This is a genomic window from Bradyrhizobium sp. SEMIA, assembly GCF_014844175.1.
Lineage (GTDB): Bacteria > Pseudomonadota > Alphaproteobacteria > Rhizobiales > Xanthobacteraceae > Bradyrhizobium > Bradyrhizobium arachidis.
On record NZ_CP046601.1, the window covers coordinates 2,676,326 to 2,696,299 of the forward strand.

16 protein-coding genes and 1 pseudogene are annotated in these 19,974 nt (G+C 64.2%); 13 read left to right on the forward strand and 4 right to left on the reverse strand.

Going from position 1 to position 19,974, the window contains the following annotated elements; genetic code table 11:
• Positions 1-5: 5 nt before the first annotated feature.
• Together FOM02_RS12990 and FOM02_RS12995 are read left to right on the forward strand one after the other, a co-directional pair.
• Complete coding sequence (locus tag FOM02_RS12990; protein ID WP_027558487.1) at positions 6-521, forward strand: TRAP transporter small permease; 516 nt, start codon at positions 6-8, stop codon at positions 519-521.
• Positions 518-1,837 carry a TRAP transporter large permease gene (locus FOM02_RS12995; protein WP_027558488.1) on the forward strand — a complete coding sequence of 440 codons (1,320 nt, stop codon included), beginning with the start codon at positions 518-520 and terminating at the stop codon, positions 1,835-1,837. Before FOM02_RS12990 ends, FOM02_RS12995 begins: the two co-directional genes overlap by 4 nt.
• Positions 1,838-1,889: 52 nt before the next feature.
• On the opposite strand, the gene FOM02_RS13000 is transcribed toward FOM02_RS12995, so the two are convergent.
• Positions 1,890-3,164, reverse strand: coding sequence for a serine hydrolase domain-containing protein (locus FOM02_RS13000; protein WP_027558489.1), 1,275 nt, complete (start codon positions 3,162-3,164; stop codon positions 1,890-1,892).
• Positions 3,165-3,327: 163 nt separating this feature from the next.
• On the opposite strand from FOM02_RS13000, the gene FOM02_RS13005 reads away from it, so the two are divergent.
• The 3 genes from FOM02_RS13005 (at position 3,328) to FOM02_RS13015 (ending at position 5,522) form a co-directional block, all read left to right on the forward strand.
• Entirely contained in the window at positions 3,328-4,245 is a 918-nt protein-coding gene (locus tag FOM02_RS13005; protein WP_027558490.1) for a dioxygenase, read from the forward strand.
• A gap of 79 nt (positions 4,246-4,324) precedes the next feature.
• The gene (locus FOM02_RS13010) at positions 4,325-5,017 is read left to right on the forward strand and encodes a helix-turn-helix transcriptional regulator (RefSeq protein WP_027558491.1); all 693 of its coding nucleotides are present in this window, start codon (positions 4,325-4,327) and stop codon (positions 5,015-5,017) included.
• Positions 5,018-5,102: 85 nt separating this feature from the next.
• Complete coding sequence (locus tag FOM02_RS13015) at positions 5,103-5,522, forward strand: nuclear transport factor 2 family protein (protein WP_028146354.1); 420 nt, start codon at positions 5,103-5,105, stop codon at positions 5,520-5,522.
• Between the two features lie 253 nt (positions 5,523-5,775).
• On the opposite strand, the gene FOM02_RS13020 is transcribed toward FOM02_RS13015, so the two are convergent.
• Positions 5,776-6,087: a hypothetical protein gene (locus FOM02_RS13020; protein WP_092214819.1), complete on the reverse strand. Its 312-nt coding sequence runs from the start codon at positions 6,085-6,087 to the stop codon at positions 5,776-5,778.
• A gap of 171 nt (positions 6,088-6,258) precedes the next feature.
• Here FOM02_RS13020 and FOM02_RS13025 point away from each other — a divergent pair, with 171 nt between their 5' ends.
• Positions 6,259-7,302 carry a medium chain dehydrogenase/reductase family protein gene (locus FOM02_RS13025; protein WP_027558493.1) on the forward strand — a complete coding sequence of 348 codons (1,044 nt, stop codon included), beginning with the start codon at positions 6,259-6,261 and terminating at the stop codon, positions 7,300-7,302.
• A gap of 55 nt (positions 7,303-7,357) precedes the next feature.
• Here FOM02_RS13025 and FOM02_RS13030 read toward each other — a convergent pair whose 3' ends face one another.
• Both FOM02_RS13030 and FOM02_RS13035 read right to left on the reverse strand, forming a co-directional pair.
• Positions 7,358-9,088: a bifunctional protein-serine/threonine kinase/phosphatase gene (locus tag FOM02_RS13030; protein WP_027558494.1), complete on the reverse strand. Its 1,731-nt coding sequence runs from the start codon at positions 9,086-9,088 to the stop codon at positions 7,358-7,360.
• Positions 9,089-9,155: 67 nt separating this feature from the next.
• The gene (locus tag FOM02_RS13035; protein WP_027558495.1) at positions 9,156-9,995 is read right to left on the reverse strand and encodes a formate/nitrite transporter family protein; all 840 of its coding nucleotides are present in this window, start codon (positions 9,993-9,995) and stop codon (positions 9,156-9,158) included.
• A gap of 673 nt (positions 9,996-10,668) precedes the next feature.
• Here FOM02_RS13035 and FOM02_RS13040 point away from each other — a divergent pair.
• The 7 genes and pseudogenes from FOM02_RS13040 (at position 10,669) to FOM02_RS13070 (ending at position 19,960) form a co-directional block, all read left to right on the forward strand.
• On the forward strand, positions 10,669-11,979 hold the full coding sequence (locus FOM02_RS13040; RefSeq protein WP_027558496.1) for a CmpA/NrtA family ABC transporter substrate-binding protein: 1,311 nt from the start codon (positions 10,669-10,671) through the stop codon (positions 11,977-11,979).
• 64 nt (positions 11,980-12,043) lie between these two features.
• Positions 12,044-12,938, forward strand: a pseudogene (ntrB, locus tag FOM02_RS13045) (nitrate ABC transporter permease).
• Positions 12,939-12,951: 13 nt separating this feature from the next.
• Positions 12,952-13,746 carry an ABC transporter ATP-binding protein gene (locus tag FOM02_RS13050; RefSeq protein WP_027558498.1) on the forward strand — a complete coding sequence of 265 codons (795 nt, stop codon included), beginning with the start codon at positions 12,952-12,954 and terminating at the stop codon, positions 13,744-13,746.
• A 337-nt stretch (positions 13,747-14,083) separates the two neighbouring features.
• Positions 14,084-15,463, forward strand: coding sequence for an MFS transporter (locus FOM02_RS13055; protein WP_027558499.1), 1,380 nt, complete (start codon positions 14,084-14,086; stop codon positions 15,461-15,463).
• A 122-nt stretch (positions 15,464-15,585) separates the two neighbouring features.
• Positions 15,586-16,014 carry a globin family protein gene (locus FOM02_RS13060; RefSeq protein WP_027558500.1) on the forward strand — a complete coding sequence of 143 codons (429 nt, stop codon included), beginning with the start codon at positions 15,586-15,588 and terminating at the stop codon, positions 16,012-16,014.
• A 10-nt stretch (positions 16,015-16,024) separates the two neighbouring features.
• Entirely contained in the window at positions 16,025-17,242 is a 1,218-nt protein-coding gene (locus FOM02_RS13065; protein WP_167336521.1) for an NAD(P)/FAD-dependent oxidoreductase, read from the forward strand.
• Between the two features lie 15 nt (positions 17,243-17,257).
• Positions 17,258-19,960: a nitrate reductase gene (locus tag FOM02_RS13070; RefSeq protein WP_027558501.1), complete on the forward strand. Its 2,703-nt coding sequence runs from the start codon at positions 17,258-17,260 to the stop codon at positions 19,958-19,960.
• Positions 19,961-19,974 lie beyond the last annotated feature (14 nt).

The following is a 19,974-nucleotide window of genomic DNA, read 5'->3' on the forward strand; positions in this document are numbered from 1 at the left end:
TCCCGATGTCCGACATGCCCGTCCCGTCCCCACCGTCGCTGTGGCGTCGCGTCACGGCGGCATATGCGAAACTGCTGGAAATCCTGCTTGCGGCCTGCGTCGGCATTCTCGTCGTCCCCGTGACGCTGCAGATCATCTCGCGCTACACGCCCTTCATTCCTTCCTATATCTGGACCGAGGAGATGGCGCGGTTCCTGTTCGTCTGGACGATCATGATCGGCGCCATGGTCGGTGTGCGGGAAGCGCAACATTTCGAGGTCGACGTGTGGCCCGATCTGGCACGGCGGTCGGAGGCTGCGGTGCGGATCCTCGCGCGGCTCGGGGTGCTGGCGCTGGCGCTGGTGTTCGTGTCGGCCGGTCTCGAGTTCACCCGCTTTGCCTGGAACAGGACTTCGGAGCTGGCCGATCTGCCGCTTTGGCTAATTCACGTCGCCTGGCCCCTGACCGGCGCGACGTGGATCGTCTTTGCGGGCGAACAGATCGTCGATGAAATGCGCGTTCTGGTCGGGGCACCGCGATGAGCGGCAATGTACTCTCAGCCGGACAGGCTGCGGTGGTGCTGTTCGGCGTCTTCATCGGCTTGCTCATCGTGCGCGTGCCGGTCGCCTTCGCGCTCGGGCTTGCCTGCGTGCCGATCCTGCTGGTCGAGCCGCGTCTGTCTTTGATGACGCTCGCGCAGGAGACCTTCAATGCCTACAATTCATTCATCCTGCTGGCGGTGCCTTTCTTCCTGTTGACGGCGAACCTGATGAGCATCGGCGGCATCACCGACCGCCTGGTGGCGTTGTCGCGCTCGATGGTCGGGCATTGGCCGGGGTCCCTGGCGCAGATCAACGTCGTGCTGTCGGTCTTCTTTGCCGGCATTTCGGGTTCGTCGACGGCTGACGCGGCGAGCCAGTCAAAAATCTTCATCGATGCGCAGACCAAGGAAGGCTACGACCTTTCGTTTTCCATCGCCATCACGGCGGTGTCGGCGGTTCTGGCGGTCATCATCCCGCCGTCGATCCTCATGATCGTGTGGGGCGGGCTGATCTCGACCTCGATTGCGGCGATGTATCTGGCCGGCATCGTGCCGGGTCTGCTGATCGCAGGCGCGCAGATGGCCACGGTGCACATCTATGCGGTGCGCCGCGGCTACCCGACCTATCCGAAGGCGACCTGGGTCGAGATGCGATGCGCCATTTGGCAGTCGATACCGGCCATGATGACGCCGTTCATCATCGTCGGCGGCATTCTGCTCGGGTGGTTCACCGCGACCGAGTCCGCTTGTGTCGCGGTGCTTTATTCCATAGCGCTCTCGGCGTTCTTCTACCGCGAGACGGGGCCGCGCGAATTGTACAAGGCCCTGCTCGACACCGGGCGCCTAGCCGGTGTCGCGCTGTTTTGCGTCGGCACCGCAAGCGCGTTTGGCTGGCTGCTCGCCTACTACAGGATCCCGCAGGAGCTGCTGGCCAACGTCTCGACATGGGGCATGGACGCTGTCACCGCCGGCTTCTTCATCTCCTTCTGCTTTCTGGTGGTGGGCTGCTTCCTCGACGCCATTCCGGCCATCATCATCGTCGGCACCGTGCTGGAGCCGCTGGCCAAGGCCGTCGACCTTCATCCGGTCCAGTTCGCGATCATTTCGATCGTGTCGCTGGCCTTCGGACTGGTGACGCCTCCTTACGGCTTATGTCTCATGATCGCCTGTTCGGTCGCAGGCGTGAGGCTGCGCTATGCGTTGAAGGACACGGTGATCATGCTGGTTCCGATGCTGCTCGTGCTGGCGGCAGTCATCGTCTGGCCGAGCGTGTCGCTGTTCCTGCCACGCCTGATCGTGCCGGAGATGCTCAAATGAGCTCTGATCGTGCGATCCCACGTCCGTCGGCCGCGGGATCGATTCCACTGGTCTACAGATTGCTCTCGGTGATCGCGGCATAGACCATGCTGCGCAGCTCGCGCCGGAGCGGATAGGCGCTGGACGGCAGCACCTGCGTCATGAAGATGGTGATCAGTTCCTCGGCCGGGTCGATCCAGAACGAGGTGGTGGCCGCGCCGCCCCAATTGTACTCGCCCGGGCTGCCGGCGATCAGCGTCTCGGCCGGGCGCATGGTGACGGCAAAGCCGAGGCCGAAGCCGATGCCGTTGTAGGTGGCCTCCGAGAACAGCGAGCGTGAGACCTCCGGCAGCGCGCGGCCGCCCGGAATGTGGTTGGTCGTCATCAGCGCCAGCGTCTTCGGCCCGATCAGCCTGACACCGCCGAGCTCGCCGCCATTGAGGAGCGCGCGGCAGAAGGTGAGATAGTCGGCAACCGTCGAGCACAGTCCGCCGCCGCCGGAGATGAAGGAGGGCGGGGTGAGGAACGAGCTCGTCGCCGGGTCGTCCTGGAGCGTCAGGCCTTCGCGGCGCTGACCGGCATGGAAGGTCATGCCGCCGGCGGGATCGGCCGAGTAGCAGGCCGCAAAGCGATGCGCCTTCGAGGCCGGCACGTGGAAATCGGTGTCGGTCATCCCGAGCGGATCGAGGATGCGTTGCTTCAGGAACTGCTCGAACGAAACGCCTGAGATCTTGCCGATGAGGTAGCCGATCACGTCGGTTGCGACCGAGTAGTTCCAGGACTCGCCCGGGGAGAACTCCAGCGGGATTTTTGCGAGGCCCTCGATCATGGTCTGGAGCGTGCCTGATTTCTCGACCTCGCCGATCTTCTCGCTGCGATAGGCTGCATCGACATTGGAGCGCTGCTGGAAGCCGTAGGTGAGGCCGGCGGTGTGGCGCAACAGGTCGACGATCAGCATCGGCCGGGACGGCGGCCGGGTCAGGAACGCCGGCGCGGTGCCGGCGACGAACACGCCGAGATCCTTCCATTCAGGAATGTACTTTGCGACGGGCTCGTCGATCGCGACGAGGCCTTCCTCGACCAGCATCATGAACGCGATGCTGGTGAGAGGCTTGGTCATGGAATAGATGCGGTAGATGGTGTCGTCCTTGACCGGCAGCTTGCGCTCGAGATCGGCAAAGCCCTGAACCGAGGAGTGCGCGACCTTGCCGCGGCGGTAGACCAACAGATGCGTGCCAGGGAAGCGGCCGGCATCGATGTAGCGGCGCTTCAGATGCGCATCGACGCGGTCGAGCGCGGCCTTGGACATGCCGACGGATTCGGGCGAGGCGGGGGTGGGCGCGAGCATCAAGTTCCTCCGGGCAGTTTTGTCGGATGTTGATAGCCAAATGGCGCCCCCATTCCAAGCCGGTTGCGCTTAACGCGGCCCCGCCGATTGGTGTAGGCTCCGCCCTGGAACGCCTCCAACGAGCCCACCCGGGCCAACGAGAAAAACGCGAGGGCAAACGCTTATGACCCAGTTCAACGAGACCGAACTCACTGAAGCCGTCGTCAAGAGCTTCGACAGCACACCGAATCCGCGGGCGAAATTCCTGCTCCAGGAATTGGTGAAGTCGCTGCACGATTACGTGAGCAAGACCGGTCTCACCTTCGAGGAATGGGAATACGCCATCGATTTCCTGACCCGGACGGGGCAGAAATGCACCGACACCCGCCAGGAGTTCATCCTGCTGTCCGACGTGCTCGGCGTCTCCATGCTGGTCGATGCGGTCAACCACAGGGATCGCGACGGCGCCACCCAGACCACTGTGCTCGGCCCGTTCTATGTCGGCGAGCACAAGGTGACTGCGCACGGCACCGATATCTCGCCGAACAACCAGACCGGCGAGCGGATGTTCGTGCAGAGCCGCGTCACGGATCTGAAGGGCCAGCCGCTCGCGGGCGTCCCCGTCGACGTCTGGCATGCCGATGACGACGGCTTCTACGATTCACAGAAGGCGAATTACGACGAGGTCGGCGCCTCCGCACGGGCGCGCTTCATCACCGATGGCGACGGCCGCTTCTTCTTCCGCACCATCTTGCCGTGCAGCTACCCGATCCCGACCGATGGCCCGGTCGGCGAGATGATCATGCAGACCAAGCGCCATCCGATGCGTCCCGCCCATGTGCACTTCCTGGTCAACGCCAAGGGCTATGAACCGCTGATCACCCACGTCTTCATGGACGGCGACAAATATCTCGATTCCGACGTGGTGTTCGGCGTCAAGGACGACCTCGTCGCCAAGGTCGAGCCGCGCAACGAGCCTGAGATGCCCGACGGTACCAAGGCGAACGGGCGGTGGCACCTGATGAGCTACGAATTCCATCTCAAGCCCGGCGGCGGCATGGCGCCGAAGCCCCTCGGGGTGAAGGCGGCGGAGCCGGCGTGAGGGCTCAGCGCTCCCGAGGCGCGCGATCTGCGCTATTGGCGTGCCGGCGTGATTCGGCCGCCTTGGAGGATTGTCCAAAATGTCCCGGTCCGAGAGGCTCCTCGAACTCATCCAGTTCCTTCGAACCCGGCGACGTCCGGTTGCGGGAGCGCAACTCGCCGATGAGTTCGGCGTCTCGCTGCGAACTATCTATCGCGACATACAGACGCTGACCGCCAGAGGCGCGCCAATCGAGGGCGAGGCCGGCGTCGGGTACGTGCTTCGACCCGGCTTCACGGTGCCGCCGCTGATGTTCTCGCGCGACGAAATCGAGGCGCTGGCGCTCGGCTCGCAGATGGTGGAGCGGAGCGCGGACGCTGCGCTTACGAAGGCCGCGCGCAACGCATTGGCGAAGATCACAGCGGTCTTGCCTGCGGAGAGAAGCAATGAGGCCAACGCCTCCGGCGTTGTTGCAGGTCCCGTCAAATGGATCGGAGCCGAGAGCGTCGACATGGCACTCGTTCGGGACGCCATCCGGCTGGAGCGCAAGCTGTGGATCCATTACCGCGACGAAGTGGGCGTGCTGACCGAACGCAGGATATGGCCGATCCTTCTTACCTTTTGCGCGACGGTGCGACTGCTTGCGGCGTGGTGCGAACTGCGCGAGGGCTATCGGCAATTCCGTACCGACCGGATCGTGGCGTTCATCGAGACCGGAGAGGCCTATCCGAGACGCCGCCACGCACTCGTGAAGGAATGGCGGGAAATCGAGGGATTGCCCGAACTCGCCTGATCTGCTGCTGACGGAATCTGTCAGTTCGAGTCCGCTAGGATTGCGCTGCCATCCGGCCGCATCAGCCGGGCTACGAGGAGCGCCTATGCCGACAGAATCTCAAAACAGCCAGCTTACCCTCCAGGACGCTGAGGCAGTGCTCGATCGTGCCCAGCAACTGATGAGCGCGGGCGATATCGCCGGCGTGATGAAGACCTTTGCCGCGGATGTCGTGGTCAGGTTTGCGGACTTTCCCGAAACACGTGGCAGGCCGCCGCTCGAGAAGTTTCTGCTCGCGCGTTTTGCGCGTCAGAAGAATTACCGGCTGAAGAAACGACTGCGCGCGGTATCGGGCAATGTAATTGCGTGCTCCTGGGTGGGGGAATGGGATGACGGGCGAGACGGCCGCAAGATGCAGGGGCGTGGAATTGAGCTCCTCACCATGCGCGGCGGCGAAATAGCCGAATGGGAAGCGACGTTCAACGTCTGGGCAAAAGACAGCTCGTCGTCGCTGCCCATCGTCTAGCCAGCTGGAAGCTGACGTCAGCGGCTTGATCAGTCTGAGCCCTACCGGGCGTGCAGCAGCGCCAGCAGCACGATGACCGCGCAGGCAAGCGCCGCCGAGGTCAGCTTCCAGAACATCAGCGGGCTGCGCTCCGGAAAGCGCGCAGGCCCGCGGCGATCTCACGCGATATCCGCGTTGGACCAACGCTCGACATCGGCCGCGCAGCAAGAGACCGCCCGAGGGCGGTCTCGCATTTGAGAGAGAAGGCGCTCTGTCAAAGATCGACTTGGATGGCAACGTTGGAGCGTACCCAATCCGATTGCCCGGCCTTGAGCCGCTTGGCTTGAAATTCAACAAAAGCCGGATCGGCACCCAGTGATGCTAAGGTGCGCCCATAAGCTTCTACACTATCGAAGCGAGCGACGAAGGCATAGTTTCCGATCTCGCCGCCGATCACCGACCAATAGCTGACATCGGCCCCGTGTTTCTTCCAAAGTGACGCGGCCTCCTTTGCCAGCTGCAAGACGGTCGCAAGATCACTACCGGGTCTTGGATGCGAAACGAACTGCATTATGACTGCAGGCATTTTCCCCTCCAATGAGCAAATGATGACGCCAAACAACCGGGTTGGTCATTTGGCTAGAGGAGAATTCCAAAGAGTGCAGCCGCAAGCTTGATCTGGATCAATTCCATTTCTCCGGCCCGGCGGCATTCTGACCGTCCTTGCGCTGAATGGCGGCACTGCATGGAGATGGCCATGATCGAGCAGCGCAATCGAGTTGTTCAGGTCAGCCGCTTCGGTGATCCCGAGAGACTGGAGGTTATCGACGCTCCCCTGCCGACCGCTGGCTCGGGCGAGGTGCGCGTTCGCGTCCTCGCGTCGAGCCTCAACTACACCGAGGTGTTGATCAGGCGCCATCTATATCCGCAAACGATGGGCCTCCGGCCGCCGTTCGTGATGGGTTACGACGTGGTGGGGACAATTGATCAGCTCGGCGAAGGCGTGCACGATTTTCGGATTGGCGATCGCGTGGCCGACATGACGGTGGTCGGGTCAAACGCCGACTATCGCACGCTTCGGGCGAACAACGTGGCCCGCGTGCCGGCGGACGTCGACCCGGCTGAAGCGGCTGCGCTCATTTTGAGCTGGACGACCGCGCACCAGCTTCTGCACCGCGCGGCCAAGGTCCAGCGAGGCCAACGTGTGCTCGTGCACGGCGCCGCCGGCGCAGTCGGCCAGGCGTTGCTCGTGCTCGGGCGGCTGGCCGGTCTCGAGCTGTGGGGCACTGTACGCTGCGAGCACATGGCGCTCGTCCATGACCTCGGGGCAACGCCGATCGACTACCAGCATGAGGACTTCACGTGGATTGTGCCGGGTGGGTTCGACGTCATCGTCGACGGCGTTGGCGAAGACGGCTATCGCCGCTCATACGCGGCGCTCAAGCCAGGTGGCCTGCTCTGTGCCACCGGCTTTTCGGCGAGCGTGCAGGCGCAGCGTCGAATGCTTCCTATCTTGATGGAGATCGCGCGCCTCTACCTGTGGAGACTGTTGCCCGGCGGCAAGCGAGCTCGCTTTTACTCGGTCAATGCCATGCGGGCGCGACATCCCACCTGGTTCAAGGAGGACTTGGAGCAACTGTTCGGGCTTCTGGCAACCGGTGCCATCCGGCCGCGCATCGCCGAGCGAATCTCCTTCGAGGCGGTCGCCGATGCTCACCGTCGCCTCGAGGCTGGCGGTCTTGAGGGCAAGCTCGTGCTTTGCCCGGATCTCAACTCGCGACGCAGCCAGCGCGCCGCCTGACGCAGCGCGCCGGCACGATACACCCCTGACGTCTCGGCCACGGTGGACCGCGGCCCTACCGCGCGTGCAGCAGCGCGAGCAGCACGATGACCGCGCAGGCGAGCACCGCCGAGGTCAGCTTCCAGAACATCAGCGGGCTGCGCTCCAGGAGCGGCGTGATCCGCGTGTCGAGATAGGCCGGATTGGGCGTGCGCAGCTCGAAGACGAATTCGGACAGGTCCTCGTGGCGCTTGTAGGGATCGGGATGCAGCGCGCGGCGCAGCGCGCCGTCGACCCAGGCGGGCACGTTGCGGTCGTCATCGGCCGGGCGGTATTTCAGCCGCCGCACGTCCGCCTTGCGCCGGATCCTGGCGACCTGGGTCCCGTAGGGGAGCTTGCCCGTCAGCATCTGGTAGCAGATCACGGCGAGCGAAAACATGTCGGAGCGCGGCGAGCCGCCTTGCCCGAGAAAATACTCCGGCGCGGTGTACTGGACCGTTCCCAGGATGTCGTCGGTCTCGTCTGGCGGCGCGGCCTCGGCGACACCGGCGACCCTGACCGAGCCGAAGTCGATGATCTTCGCGGTGCCGGTCTTGTCGATCAGGATGTTGTCTGGCCTGAGATCCTGATGCAGCATCTCCATGCGGTGGAAGGCGCGCAGGCCCGCGGCGATCTGCTCGATCAGGCCGCGAACGGTTTCGAGATCGGGGCGCGGATTGTCGGTCATCCACTGCTTGAGGGTCTGCCCCTCGACGAATTCGGTCGCGACGTAGAGATAGCTGCGTCGCCGCGATTGTGAGAGCGGTTTGAGCACATGCGGGCTGTCGATCCGGCGTGCGATCCACTCCTCCATCAGGAAGCGCTTCAGATAGGCGGCGTTGTCGCGCAGGTCGATCGACGGCAGCTTGAGCGCGACCGGCTGCTCGGGCTCGGTGTCGACGGCAAGATAGATGTGGCTGCGGCTGCTGCCGTGGATCTCCCTGACAATCCTGTAACCGTCGAAGATCGCGCGCGGCTCCGGCAATGGCGGAAGCGGCAGCTCCGAGGTCTGGTTGAAGATGCCCGAGGGCTCGCGCTGCGGCACCGCGTCGATGCGCAGGATCTGCACGGTGATGTTGTCGTCGCTGCCGCGCCGGTAGGCTTCCTCGACGATCGCCTTCGCCGCGGCGTCAAGCTCGCCTGCATGCTCGTTGATGGCGCTCGTGACGAAGCGCGGGTCGACAAATTCATAGGCGCCGTCGGTCGCGAGCAGGAAGGTGTCGCCGGCCTCGATCTCCAGCGCCTGGTAGTCGATCTCGAGCTGCGGGTTGATGCCGAGCGCGCGGCCAAGATAGGTCTGCTCGGATGAGACGATGATGCGGTGATCGTCGGTCAGCTGCTCGAGCGCCTTGCCGGCGAGGCGGTAGATGCGGCAGTCGCCGACATGGAAGATGTGCGCGGTGGTCGCCTTGATGACCATGGCGCTCAGCGTGCAGACATAGCCCTTGTCGCGGTCATAGGCATATTGGCTCTTGCGCGTCTGCGCGTGCAGCCAGGAATTGGTCGCGTCCAGCACGCGGCGGGCGGAGGTCTTCACCGTCCAGGATTCCGACGTGCAGTAATAGTCCATCAGGAAGCTCTTGACCGCCGACTCGCTGGCGATCTGGCTCACCGTGCTGCTGGAGATGCCGTCGGCGAGGACGGCTGAAATGCCCTTCAGACTGAGCAGCGGCTCGTCCGGAATCAGGACACCGTGAAAATCCTGGTTGACGGGCTTGCGACCCTTGTCCGAGTGCTGGCCGATCGAAATCAGGAGTCCGCGCGTCATCGTCGTCACCAAGGCGAAGAGAGCCTTACCCTAACCGGGCGAGGCTCTCTTGTTGAGGTGCCTGCGATCAGGCCGCGACGCGGGGCGGCGTCACCTTGCCAGGCTGGCGCTTCGGCAGGGTCATGACATGCGTGGCGTAAAGGGTCATGCCGGTAAAGGCGAGGCCGCCGACGAGATTGCCGAGCACGGTCGGGATCTCGTTCCAGATCAGATAGTCCATGATCGAGAACTTCGCGTGCAGCATCAGGCCGGACGGGAACAGGAACATGTTCACGACCGAGTGCTCGAACACCATGTAGAAGAACACCAGGATCGGCATCCACATCGCGATGACCTTGCCGGGGACCGAGGTCGAGATCATGGCGCCGACAACGCCGGTCGAGACCATCCAGTTGCAGAGCATGCCGCGCATGAACAGCGTCGCCATGCCGGCCGCGCCATGCGCGGCATAACCCAGCGTCCGGCCTTCGCCGATATTGCCGATGGCGGTGCCGATCTTGTCGGGGTCCTGCGTGAAGCCGAAGGTGGTGACGAAGGCCATCATGAACGCGACCGTGAAGGCGCCGCCGAAATTGCCCAGGAAGACCAGGCCCCAGTTGCGCAGCACGCCACCGAACGTGACGCCGGGGCGCTTGTCGATCAGGGCGAGCGGCGAGAGCACGAACACGCCGGTGAGGAGGTCGAAGCCCAGCAGGTACAGCATGACGAAGCCGACCGGAAACAACAGTGCGCCGACCAGCGGCTGGCCGGTGTTGACGTTGATGGTGACGGCGAACCAGGCGGCGAGGGCGAGAATGGCACCAGCCATATAGGCGCGGATGACCGTATCCCGGGTGGACATGAAGATCTTGGACTCACCCGCATCCACCATCTTGGTGACGAATTCCGAAGGCGCGAGATACGACATCAATGGTTCCTTTTGCTTCGTAAGTGAGATCGACGCTCTCGCAAGAGAGCGGCTGAACGTCATTGGCCGTGCGGGTGGCCTGCCGCGCACGAGAGTTGGGAGATTTGGAAGCCCTGGGAATCGCGTCACGACGACTGAGCCGAGAAGGGCCGCGAAGCAAGTTGAGCTTCCTCTTGCGGCCGCCAGAGGCCGCAGCAATGCGGCAAGCCGCAGTCTTCGTTGACACCTAGATAGAAGCAAGTTGCGTGCCGAGCGCGAGAATTCTGAAAGCCGAGTGATATCAGTGCGATGGCGCGCCATTGGATCGCGCCTTTGGACGCCCGCCGGCCTCTTGCATAAGCGACTGCACAAGACTTGTGCGCCGCACAAAGATTGAGCAAGCCGCAAATTCGGCGAGCGGATCTCGCCTGCGGCAGGCTGGCGCAGAGCCTATAACCCATTCAACAAGAATGGCTTTTTGCCATCGTGGGCTTGGCATGAAGCTTGAATAGTTCCATGTCGACGCCATTGAAGCCGTCCCGCGAGACTTCTCATCCGATTTGCTGACGCCACCAGACGGGGGTCTCCCCCGCCATGCGTCCGCATGCGCCAAAGCCGGCGCAATCCCACGGACGGGCTGCTCGCGCGCACTGACGCCAACAATTCTGCAACGATGCAAAGGACGACACTGCCTATGACCAAGCGCACCCGCCAGCCTTCGGGCCTGAGCCGCCGTCAATTGTTGAAGGCCACCGGCTCGACCGTCGCTCTTCTCGCCGCCGCCAAGCTGAATTTCCCCGCCGGCGCCTTCGCGCAGGATGCAGGCCCCGAGGTCAAGGGCGCCAAGCTCGGCTTCATCGCTCTGACCGACGCGACCCCGCTGTTCGTTGCGAAAGAGAAGGGCATCTTCGCCAAATACGGCATGCCCGATGTCGAGGTGCAGAAGCAGGCGTCCTGGGGCACGACGCGCGACAATCTCGTGCTCGGCTCCGAAGGCAACGGCATCGACGGCGCCCATATCCTCACCCCGATGCCGTATCTGATCTCGGCCGGCAAGGTGACGCAGAACAACCAGCCGACGCCGATGTACATCCTGGCGCGGCTGAACCTGAACGGTCAGTGCATCTCGGTCGCCAAGGAATATGCCGACCTCAAGGTCGGCATCGACACCGCGCCCTTCAAGGCGGCGCTCGAGAAGAAGAAGGCCGGCGGCAAGGCGGTGAAGGCCGCAATGACCTTCCCGGGCGGCACGCATGACCTGTGGATCCGCTACTGGCTCGCCGCTGGCGGCATCGATCCGGACAAGGACATCGAAACCATCGTGGTGCCGCCGCCGCAGATGGTCGCCAACATGAAGGTTGGCACCATGGATTGCTTCTGCGTCTGCGAGCCCTGGAATCTCCAGCTCATCCATCAGGACATCGGCTACACCGCGATCACCACCGGCGAGCTCTGGGACAAGCATCCCGAAAAGTCGTTCGGCATGCGCGCGGCCTGGGTCGACAAATATCCGAAGGCGGCGAAGGCGCTGCTGATGGCGGTGATGGAAGCCCAGCAATGGGCCGAGAAGGCGGAGAACCGCGAGGAAGCCGCGGTGATCTGCGCCAAGCGCCAGTGGATCAACTGCCCGGTCGAGGACATCACCGACCGCATGAAGGGCAAGTTCGACTACGGCACCGGCCGCGTCGTCGACAACTCGCCGCAGCAGATGCGGTTCTGGAAGGACCAGGCCTCCTATCCGTTCCAGAGCCACGATCTCTGGTTCCTCACCGAGGACATCCGCTGGGGCAAGTACGAGCCCGGCTTCGACACCAAGGCGCTGATCGCCAAGGTCAACCGCGAGGATCTCTGGAAGGATGCGGCGAAGACGCTCGGCGTGGCTAGCTCCGATATCCCGGCCTCGACCTCGCGCGGCAAGGAGACCTTCTTCGACGGCAAGGTGTTCGATCCCGAAAATCCGGCTGCCTATCTGAAGTCGCTCGCGATCAAGCGCGTCGAAGTCTGATGGAGCCTCGCGGCCGCCTTCGGGCGGCCGCATCGTCCTTGCGGAAAGCCGGAGAGGGATTTCGATGAACATGCCTGCCACGAAGATTGAGGTTGAGACCGCGACGCCTGCCGCGACCATTGCGCCAGTCGTCGCGATGACGCCAAAGCGTCCGCCGCGCGCGGAGAGCTATGCGCGCATGGCGCGGGAGCTCGCCGTGCGCGTGATCCCGCCGCTGGTCGTGATCGCGCTGCTGACGCTGGTCTGGGAGCTGGTCTGCCGCCGTGCAGGCTCTGCGCTACCGCCGCCGTCAAAGGTGTTCAAGGACACCAAGGAGTTGATCTTCGATCCGTTCTTCGACCATGGCGGCATCGACAAGGGCCTGTTCTGGCATCTGTCCGCCAGCCTCCAGCGCGTCGCGCTCGGCTATTCGCTCTCGGCGATCGCCGGCATCGCGCTCGGCGTGCTGGTCGCAGTCGGTCTGGGCGATGCGCGGGCTCGATCCGCTGTTCCAGGTGTTGCGCACCATTCCACCGCTGGCCTGGCTGCCGCTCTCGCTCGCCGCATTCCGCGACGGCCAGCCCTCGGCGATCTTCGTCATCTTCATCACCTCGATCTGGCCGATCATCATCAACACGGCGGTCGGCATCCGCAACATTCCGCAGGACTATCGCAACGTCGCGGCGGTGGTGCAGCTCAATCCGCTCGAGTTCTTCGCCAAGATCATGATCCCGGCGGCGGCGCCCTACATCTTCACGGGGCTTCGCATCGGCATCGGCCTGTCCTGGCTCGCCATCATCGCAGCTGAAATGCTGATCGGCGGTGTCGGCATCGGCTTCTTCATCTGGGACGCCTGGAATTCCTCGCATATCAGCGAGATCATCCTGGCGCTGTTCTATGTCGGCATCGTCGGCTTCGTGCTCGACCGCTTGATCGCGGGCCTCGGCAAGATCGTCACCCGCGGCACCGCGCAGAACTGAGGGAGAAGGGCACATGACCGCCTATCTGAAGCTCGACCACATCGACAAGATCTTTACCCGCGGCGCCGCGACGACCGAGGTGCTGAAGGACATCAGTCTCACGATCGAGAAGGGCGAATACGTCTCGATCATCGGCCATTCCGGCTGTGGCAAGTCGACCCTGCTCAACATCATCGCGGGATTGACGGGTGCCACCACCGGCGGCGTGCTGCTGGAGAACCGTGAGGTCAACTCGCCCGGGCCCGATCGCGCCGTGGTGTTCCAGAACCACAGCCTGCTGCCGTGGCTCACCGTCTACGAGAACGTCAAGCTCGGCGTCGACAAGGTCTTCGCCAGGACCAAGACCAGGGCCGAGCGCGACGCCTGGGTGATGCACAATCTCAACCTGGTGCAGATGGCGCATGCCAGGGACAAGCGTCCCTCGGAAATCTCCGGCGGCATGAAGCAGCGTGTCGGCATCGCCCGCGCGCTGGCGATGGAGCCGAAGGTGCTGCTGCTCGATGAGCCGTTCGGCGCGCTCGACGCGCTGACGCGGGCGCATTTGCAGGACTCGGTGATGGCGCTGCATCAGAAGCTCGGCAACACCATTCTGATGATCACCCACGACGTCGACGAGGCCGTGCTGCTCTCCGACCGCATCGTGATGATGACGAACGGGCCGAGCGCACGGATCGGTGAGGTGCTGGACGTGCCGCTGGCGCGGCCGCGCAAGCGGCTCGAGCTTGCGACCAACGCGACCTATCTGAAGTGCCGGCAGCGCGTCCTCGAATTCCTCTACGAGCGTCATCGCTTCGTAGAGGCCGCGTAAACCAAAGGTTAATGCGCGAGACGAGCGCGCCTAAATAATTGACATCGAGCTCAATCCTTGTGCGCCGCACAAGGATTGAGCGAATCGCAAATTTAGCGTGCGGAAAAGCCCTGCGAAGATTTCGGGCAATGCGAATAACGTCCTGAAATCCCTGTGTTTCCAGCGTGCGCGCAATTGGCACGGAAATTGAAACACCTTTTCCGACGCCAACGACGACGTCCCTCAACATCATCAATCAGCATCGTGAACTCGCCACCGGGGAGAAGCCCCGGAGCGTGCCTCCGTGACCGGAGCTGAGCCTGCAACGACGCAGCGGTGAGCCTGGAAGGGATACTCAATGACGAAGAATCCGACTTGGATTTCAGACTGGCGCCCCGAAGACGAGGCGTTCTGGAATGCGACTGGCAAGACTATCGCGCGACGCAACCTGATCTGGTCGATCGTGGCCGAGCATATCGGCTTCTCGGTCTGGCTGATCTGGAGCATCGTCACCACCAAGCTGCCGCAGGCGGGCTTCCACTACACCACCGACCAGCTGTTCCAGCTCGTCGCGGTGCCGGGCCTGATCGGCGCCCTGATGCGCTTTCCCTACACTTTCGCGGTGACGACCTTCGGCGGCCGCAACTGGACCATCTTCAGCGCGGCGATCCTGTTCATTCCGACGCTGTCGCTCGCCTACTTCGTCAGCCAGCCCGATACGCCGTTCTGGCTGATGCTGTTGGTCGCCTCGACCGCCGGTCTCGGCGGCGGCAACTTCGCCTCCAGCATGACCAACATCTCCTTCTTCTTCCCTGACCGGATGAAGGGATGGGCGCTCGGCCTCAACGCTGCAGGCGGCAATATCGGCGTTTCCAGCGTGCAGCTCCTGACCCCGATCCTGATGACGCTCGCCGTCATCAACCTGTTCCAGGCTTCCCCCGTCGACGGCATCTTCCTCCAGAACGCCGGGCTGATGTGGGTGCTGCCGATCGCGATCGCGGTGTTTGGCGCGGTGTTCTTCATGAACAACCTCACCACGGCGAAATCGTCGATCAAGAACCAGCTCGCGGTAGTCAAGCGCAAGCACACCTGGATCATGGCGTATCTCTATATCGGCACGTTCGGATCCTTCATCGGCTACTCCGCGGCGTTCCCGCTGTTGCTCAAGACGCTGTTTCCGTCGGTGACGATCTCGATCGCCTTCCTCGGTCCGCTGGTCGGCTCGCTGGCCCGTCCGTTCGGCGGCTGGCTTGCCGACAAGGTCGGCGGCTCCATCATCACGTTCTGGAATTTCATCGTGATGGCGGGCGCCACCGTCGGCGTGGTCTATTTCGTCGGACAGAAGGATTTCGTCGGCTTCCTCTCGATGTTCCTGATCCTGTTCGTGACCACGGGCATCGGCAACGGCTCGACCTACCGCATGATCCCCTCGATCTTCCGCGAGCAGAACCTGTTCAGGGTGCGCGGGCAGGGCGACGTCGCGCGTGCGGCTGCCTTGAAGACGGCGAGCATCGAGAGCGGTGCGGCGGTCGGGTTCATCGGCGCGGTCGGTGCCGTCGGCGGCTATCTGATCCCGAGCGGTTTCGGCAAGTCGATCGCCCTGACCGGCGGTCCGCAGCTCGCGCTCGCGATCTATCTCGGCTTCTACGCCTCGTGCCTGGCTTTGACCTGGTGGTTCTACCTGCGTCGCAGCCCGCAGGGCGAAGGCGCGCCGAGCCTTGCGGAAGCAAGGGTCTAATACTTGGTATGAAAATCGCTTCTCTCCGTACGCGGGGAGAAGCCGCTCTGATGACGTTTGACCCATGAACCTTGTTCGCAACGGCGCGGACAAAGGCAGACCGAAACAGACAGGAGACCATCATGACGCCTCAGCAGATCGCCCTCGTGCAGCAAAGCTTTTCCAAGGTCGCACCGATTTCGGAAGCAGCCTCAAAACTGTTCTACGACCGCCTGTTCGAAGTGGCGCCGTCCGTGCGCGCGATGTTTCCTGAAGACATGACCGAGCAGCGCAAGAAGCTGATGGGCATGCTCGCTGCCGTCGTCAACGGCCTGTCGAATCTCGAGACGATTCTTCCCGCGGCCTCTGCGCTCGCCAAGCGCCACGTCGCTTACGGCGCCAAGGCCGAGCACTATCCCGTGGTCGGCGCGACCTTGCTGTGGACCCTGGAGAAGGGTCTTGGCGAGGCCTGGACGCCCGAGCTCGCCGCCGCCTGGACCGACGCCTACGGTGTGCTGTCCGGCTACATGATTTCCGAGGCCTATGGCGCGCAGGCGCAGGCTGCCGAATAGGAGATGCCTTGTGAGTGAACCGCTGGTCATCGTCGGTAACGGTATGGCGGCAGCTCGTCTGGTCGACGAGCTCGCCAAGACCGCGCTCGGCCGCTACGCGGTCGCTGTGATCGGCGAGGAGCCGCGGCTCGCTTACAATCGCGTGCTGCTCTCCTCCGTGCTGGCCGGCGAGACCGGCTCGCACGAGATCGAGCTCAGGCCGGCGGACTGGTGGCGCCATCGCGGCGTCACCGTGCGCTACGGCTACCGCGTCACCGAGATCGACACCGGCCGCCGCGAGCTCAAGATCGCCGGCGAGGAGAGCATGGAATATTCCAAGCTGGTGCTCGCGACCGGTTCGACGCCGCTGCGGCTCAACGTGCCGGGCGCTGATCTTGCCGGCGTGCACACCTTTCGCGACACCCGTGACGTCGACCTGCTGCTGACGCTTGCAGCCGCGAAGAAGCGCGTCGTCGTGGTCGGCGGCGGCCTGCTCGGACTCGAAGCCGCTTACGGTCTCGCCAAGGCCGGCGCGCCCGTGACGCTGCTGCATCTGATGGACCGGCTGATGGAGCGCCAGCTCGATGGGCCGGCCGCTGATCTGCTCAAGACGCTGGTCGAGCGCAAGGTCATCCGCATCCTGCTCAACGCCTCGACCGCTCGCATTCATGGCGAGGGCCATGTCGAGGCGGTCGAGCTCGCCGACGGCAGCCGCATCGAGGCCGATGCCGTGATCTTCGCCGCTGGTATCAAGCCGAACATCGCGCTGGCCAGGGACGCCGGCATCGCCGTCAACCGCGGCATCGTGGTCAACGACGAGATGCAGACGGCGTCCCCCGACATCTACGCGCTCGGCGAATGCGCCGAGCATCGCGGCACCTGCTATGGCCTGGTCGAGCCCGCCTACGAGCAGGCGCGGGTGCTGGCTCGGCATCTCGCCGGCAAGCCCGCCGCCTATCAGGGCAGTGTGGTCTCGACCAATCTGAAGGTCTCGGGCGTCAGCGTGTTCTCCGCAGGCGATTTCATGGGTGGCGAGGGCAGCGAGAGCCTCGTGCTGACCGACCGCAGGCGCGGCACCTACAAGAAGCTCGTCATCGCCGACGGCCGGCTGACCGGCGCGGTGCTGATCGGCGATACTGTCGATGCGCTGTGGTATCTCGAGCTGATCCGCAATCGCGACAAGGTCGCGGCGATCCGCACCGACATGATGTTCGGCCGCACGCTCGCGCTTCCGTCCAAGGCGGCTTGATGGAGGCGGCCTGACATGACGGCGATCGATCCAAACCTTCGCGCGACCCGAACGACGTGCCCGTATTGCGGCGTCGGCTGCGGCGTGCTGGCAACGCCGGACGGCAAGGGCGGCGCGGCGATCGCGGGCGATCCTGACCATCCCGCCAATTTCGGCCGGCTGTGCTCGAAGGGCTCCGCGCTCGGCGAGACCGTCGGGCTCGAGAGCCGGCTGCTCTATCCGATGATCCGCTGCAAGGGCGTGCTTGAGCGTGTCGCCTGGAGCGATGCGCTCGACCATGTCGCGCACCGCATGCAGCACATCGTGGCGCGCGATGGTGCGGACGCGGTCGCATTCTATCTCTCCGGCCAGCTGCTCACCGAGGATTATTACGTCGCCAACAAGCTGATGAAGGGCTTCGTCGGCACGGCGAACGTCGACACCAATTCGCGGCTCTGCATGTCGTCCTCGGTCGCCGGCCACCGCCGCGCCTTCGGCGCCGACACCGTGCCCGGCTGCTACGAGGATCTCGACCAGGCCGATCTGCTGGTGTTCGTCGGCTCGAACGCAGCCTGGTGTCATCCCGTGCTGTTCCAGCGCATGTTGAAGAACAGGCAGGAGCGCGGCGCGCGAATGATCGTGATCGATCCGCGCCGCACCGACACCGCAAGCGATGTCGATCTGTTCCTCGGCCTCAAGCCGGGCACCGACACGGCGCTGTTCTCCGGCCTGTTCGTCCATCTCGCCGACAATGGCGCGCTCGACAAGGACTACATCGCGCAGAACACCAGCGGTTTCGACGATGCGCTGGCGCGCGCGCGCAACATCGCCGGCAGCGTCGCCGCGACCGCGCTCGCGACAGGCCTCAACGAGCAGGATGTCGCGACGTTCTTCAAGATGTTCCGCGACACCGAGAGGGTCGTCACGCTCTATTCGCAGGGCGTCAACCAGTCGGCGCAGGGCACCGACAAGGTCAACGCGATCCTGAATTGCCATCTCGCGACGGGTCGCATCGGCAAGCCTGGTGCCTCGCCGTTCTCGCTGACCGGACAGCCCAACGCGATGGGCGGGCGCGAAGTCGGCGGTCTCGCCAATATGCTCGCCGCACATATGGGCTTCACGCCGCCGGACATCGACCGGGTCAGGCGGTTCTGGAACGCGCCGCGCATCGCCACCCATGAGGGGCTGAAGGCGGTGCAGCTGTTCGAGGCAATCAACCGCGGCGAGGTCAAGGCGCTGTGGGTCATGGGCACCAATCCCGCGGTGTCGCTACCCGATGCGGACTTCGTCCGCGAGGCGCTGAAGAAGCTCGAGCTGTTCGTGGTGTCCGAGAACGTGCTCTCCAACGACACGGTGGAGGCTGGCCCGCACGTGCTGCTGCCTGCGCTCGCCTGGGGCGAGAAGTCGGGCACGGTGACCAACTCCGAGCGGCGCATCTCGCGCCAGCGCTCGTTCCTGCCGGCGCCGGGCGAGGCGCGGCCGGATTGGTGGATCCTGAGCGAGACCGCAAAACGTCTCGGCTTCGGCGACAGCTTCAATTACAAATCCGCCGCCGATATTTTCCGCGAGCATGCCGCGCTCTCGGCGTTCGAGAACAATGGCGGTCGCGATTTCGACATCGGCGCGCTGACGTCGCTCTCCGACGAAGGCTTCGATGCCCTGAAGCCGGTGCAGTGGCCGGTGCGCGAAGGTGGAGCACCGGGCGAACGCTTCTTCGCGCAAGGCGGCTTCTTCACCAATGACGGCAAGGGCCGCTTCGTCGCGCCGGAGGTGCCGTTGCTGCGCGGCGAGACCGGACCGTCGCGTCCCCTCAGGCTCAACACCGGACGCATCCGCGACCAGTGGCACACCATGACGCGCACCGGGTTGAGCCAGCGCCTGGGTGCGCATCTGCCCGAGCCGTTCGTCGAGATTCATCCCGACGACGCCGGCAAATTCGGCATCGTCGATGACGGCTATGCCCGCATCACCACCGATTACGGCCAGTGCATCCTCAAAGTGGTCGTCAGCGAGCGCCAGCAGCGCGGCACGCTGTTCGCGCCGATCCACTGGAGCGCGATGAACGCCTCGCACGGCCGCGTCGGCGCGCTGGTTCAGTCGTTCACCGATCCGTTCTCGGGCCAGCCGGAATCGAAGGCCACTCCGGCCGCAATCGCGCCCTATGAATACGTCTTCCGCGGCTTCGCGCTGTCGCGCAAGCAGCTCGACCTGCCGCAGAACCTGTTGTGGACCCGCGTCACGGTCTCAGGCGGCTTCGGCTATCTCTTCGCAGACAATGCCGATCTGTCGCGCTGGCCGGTCTGGCTCGAGGGCGTCGCCGGTGAGGACATCGCCGAGTATCGCGACTTCGGCGGCGGCGTTTATCGTGCCGCCGCGTTCGCGGGCGATCGCATCGAGACCTGCCTGTTCGTCGGCCCTGCTCACGACGCCGGCGACTGGGAGGTGGTGAAGAGCCTGTTCGTCGCCGACCAAGTCACGGACGATCAGCGCCGCATGCTGCTGTCGGGCAAGTCCAGCGAGGGCGCCGCTTCGACCGGCCCGATCGTCTGCGCTTGCTTCGGCGTCGGCCGCGGCACCATCTGTGACGCCATCTCATCCGGCGCACGTACGGCGGCCGAGATCGGCGCAAAGCTCAAGGCCGGCACGAATTGCGGCTCCTGCATCCCCGAGCTGAAGCGCCTGATTGCAACGACGGAGGCACCGGCGAAGCAGGCCAAGCTGGCGGGGGCGGCGGGCTAATTCGGCCGTCCGCC

Coding starts and splice junctions, on each gene's coding strand:
- FOM02_RS12990 (WP_027558487.1), top strand. CDS start 6: ATGTCCGACATGCCCGTCCCGTCCCCACCGTCGCTGTGGCGTCGCGTC.
- FOM02_RS12995 (WP_027558488.1), top strand. CDS start 518: ATGAGCGGCAATGTACTCTCAGCCGGACAGGCTGCGGTGGTGCTGTTC.
- FOM02_RS13000 (WP_027558489.1), bottom strand. CDS start 3,164: ATGCTCGCGCCCACCCCCGCCTCGCCCGAATCCGTCGGCATGTCCAAG.
- FOM02_RS13005 (WP_027558490.1), top strand. CDS start 3,328: ATGACCCAGTTCAACGAGACCGAACTCACTGAAGCCGTCGTCAAGAGC.
- FOM02_RS13010 (WP_027558491.1), top strand. CDS start 4,325: ATGTCCCGGTCCGAGAGGCTCCTCGAACTCATCCAGTTCCTTCGAACC.
- FOM02_RS13015 (WP_028146354.1), top strand. CDS start 5,103: ATGCCGACAGAATCTCAAAACAGCCAGCTTACCCTCCAGGACGCTGAG.
- FOM02_RS13020 (WP_092214819.1), bottom strand. CDS start 6,087: ATGCCTGCAGTCATAATGCAGTTCGTTTCGCATCCAAGACCCGGTAGT.
- FOM02_RS13025 (WP_027558493.1), top strand. CDS start 6,259: ATGATCGAGCAGCGCAATCGAGTTGTTCAGGTCAGCCGCTTCGGTGAT.
- FOM02_RS13030 (WP_027558494.1), bottom strand. CDS start 9,088: ATGACGCGCGGACTCCTGATTTCGATCGGCCAGCACTCGGACAAGGGT.
- FOM02_RS13035 (WP_027558495.1), bottom strand. CDS start 9,995: ATGTCGTATCTCGCGCCTTCGGAATTCGTCACCAAGATGGTGGATGCG.
- FOM02_RS13040 (WP_027558496.1), top strand. CDS start 10,669: ATGACCAAGCGCACCCGCCAGCCTTCGGGCCTGAGCCGCCGTCAATTG.
- FOM02_RS13050 (WP_027558498.1), top strand. CDS start 12,952: ATGACCGCCTATCTGAAGCTCGACCACATCGACAAGATCTTTACCCGC.
- FOM02_RS13055 (WP_027558499.1), top strand. CDS start 14,084: ATGACGAAGAATCCGACTTGGATTTCAGACTGGCGCCCCGAAGACGAG.
- FOM02_RS13060 (WP_027558500.1), top strand. CDS start 15,586: ATGACGCCTCAGCAGATCGCCCTCGTGCAGCAAAGCTTTTCCAAGGTC.
- FOM02_RS13070 (WP_027558501.1), top strand. CDS start 17,258: ATGACGGCGATCGATCCAAACCTTCGCGCGACCCGAACGACGTGCCCG.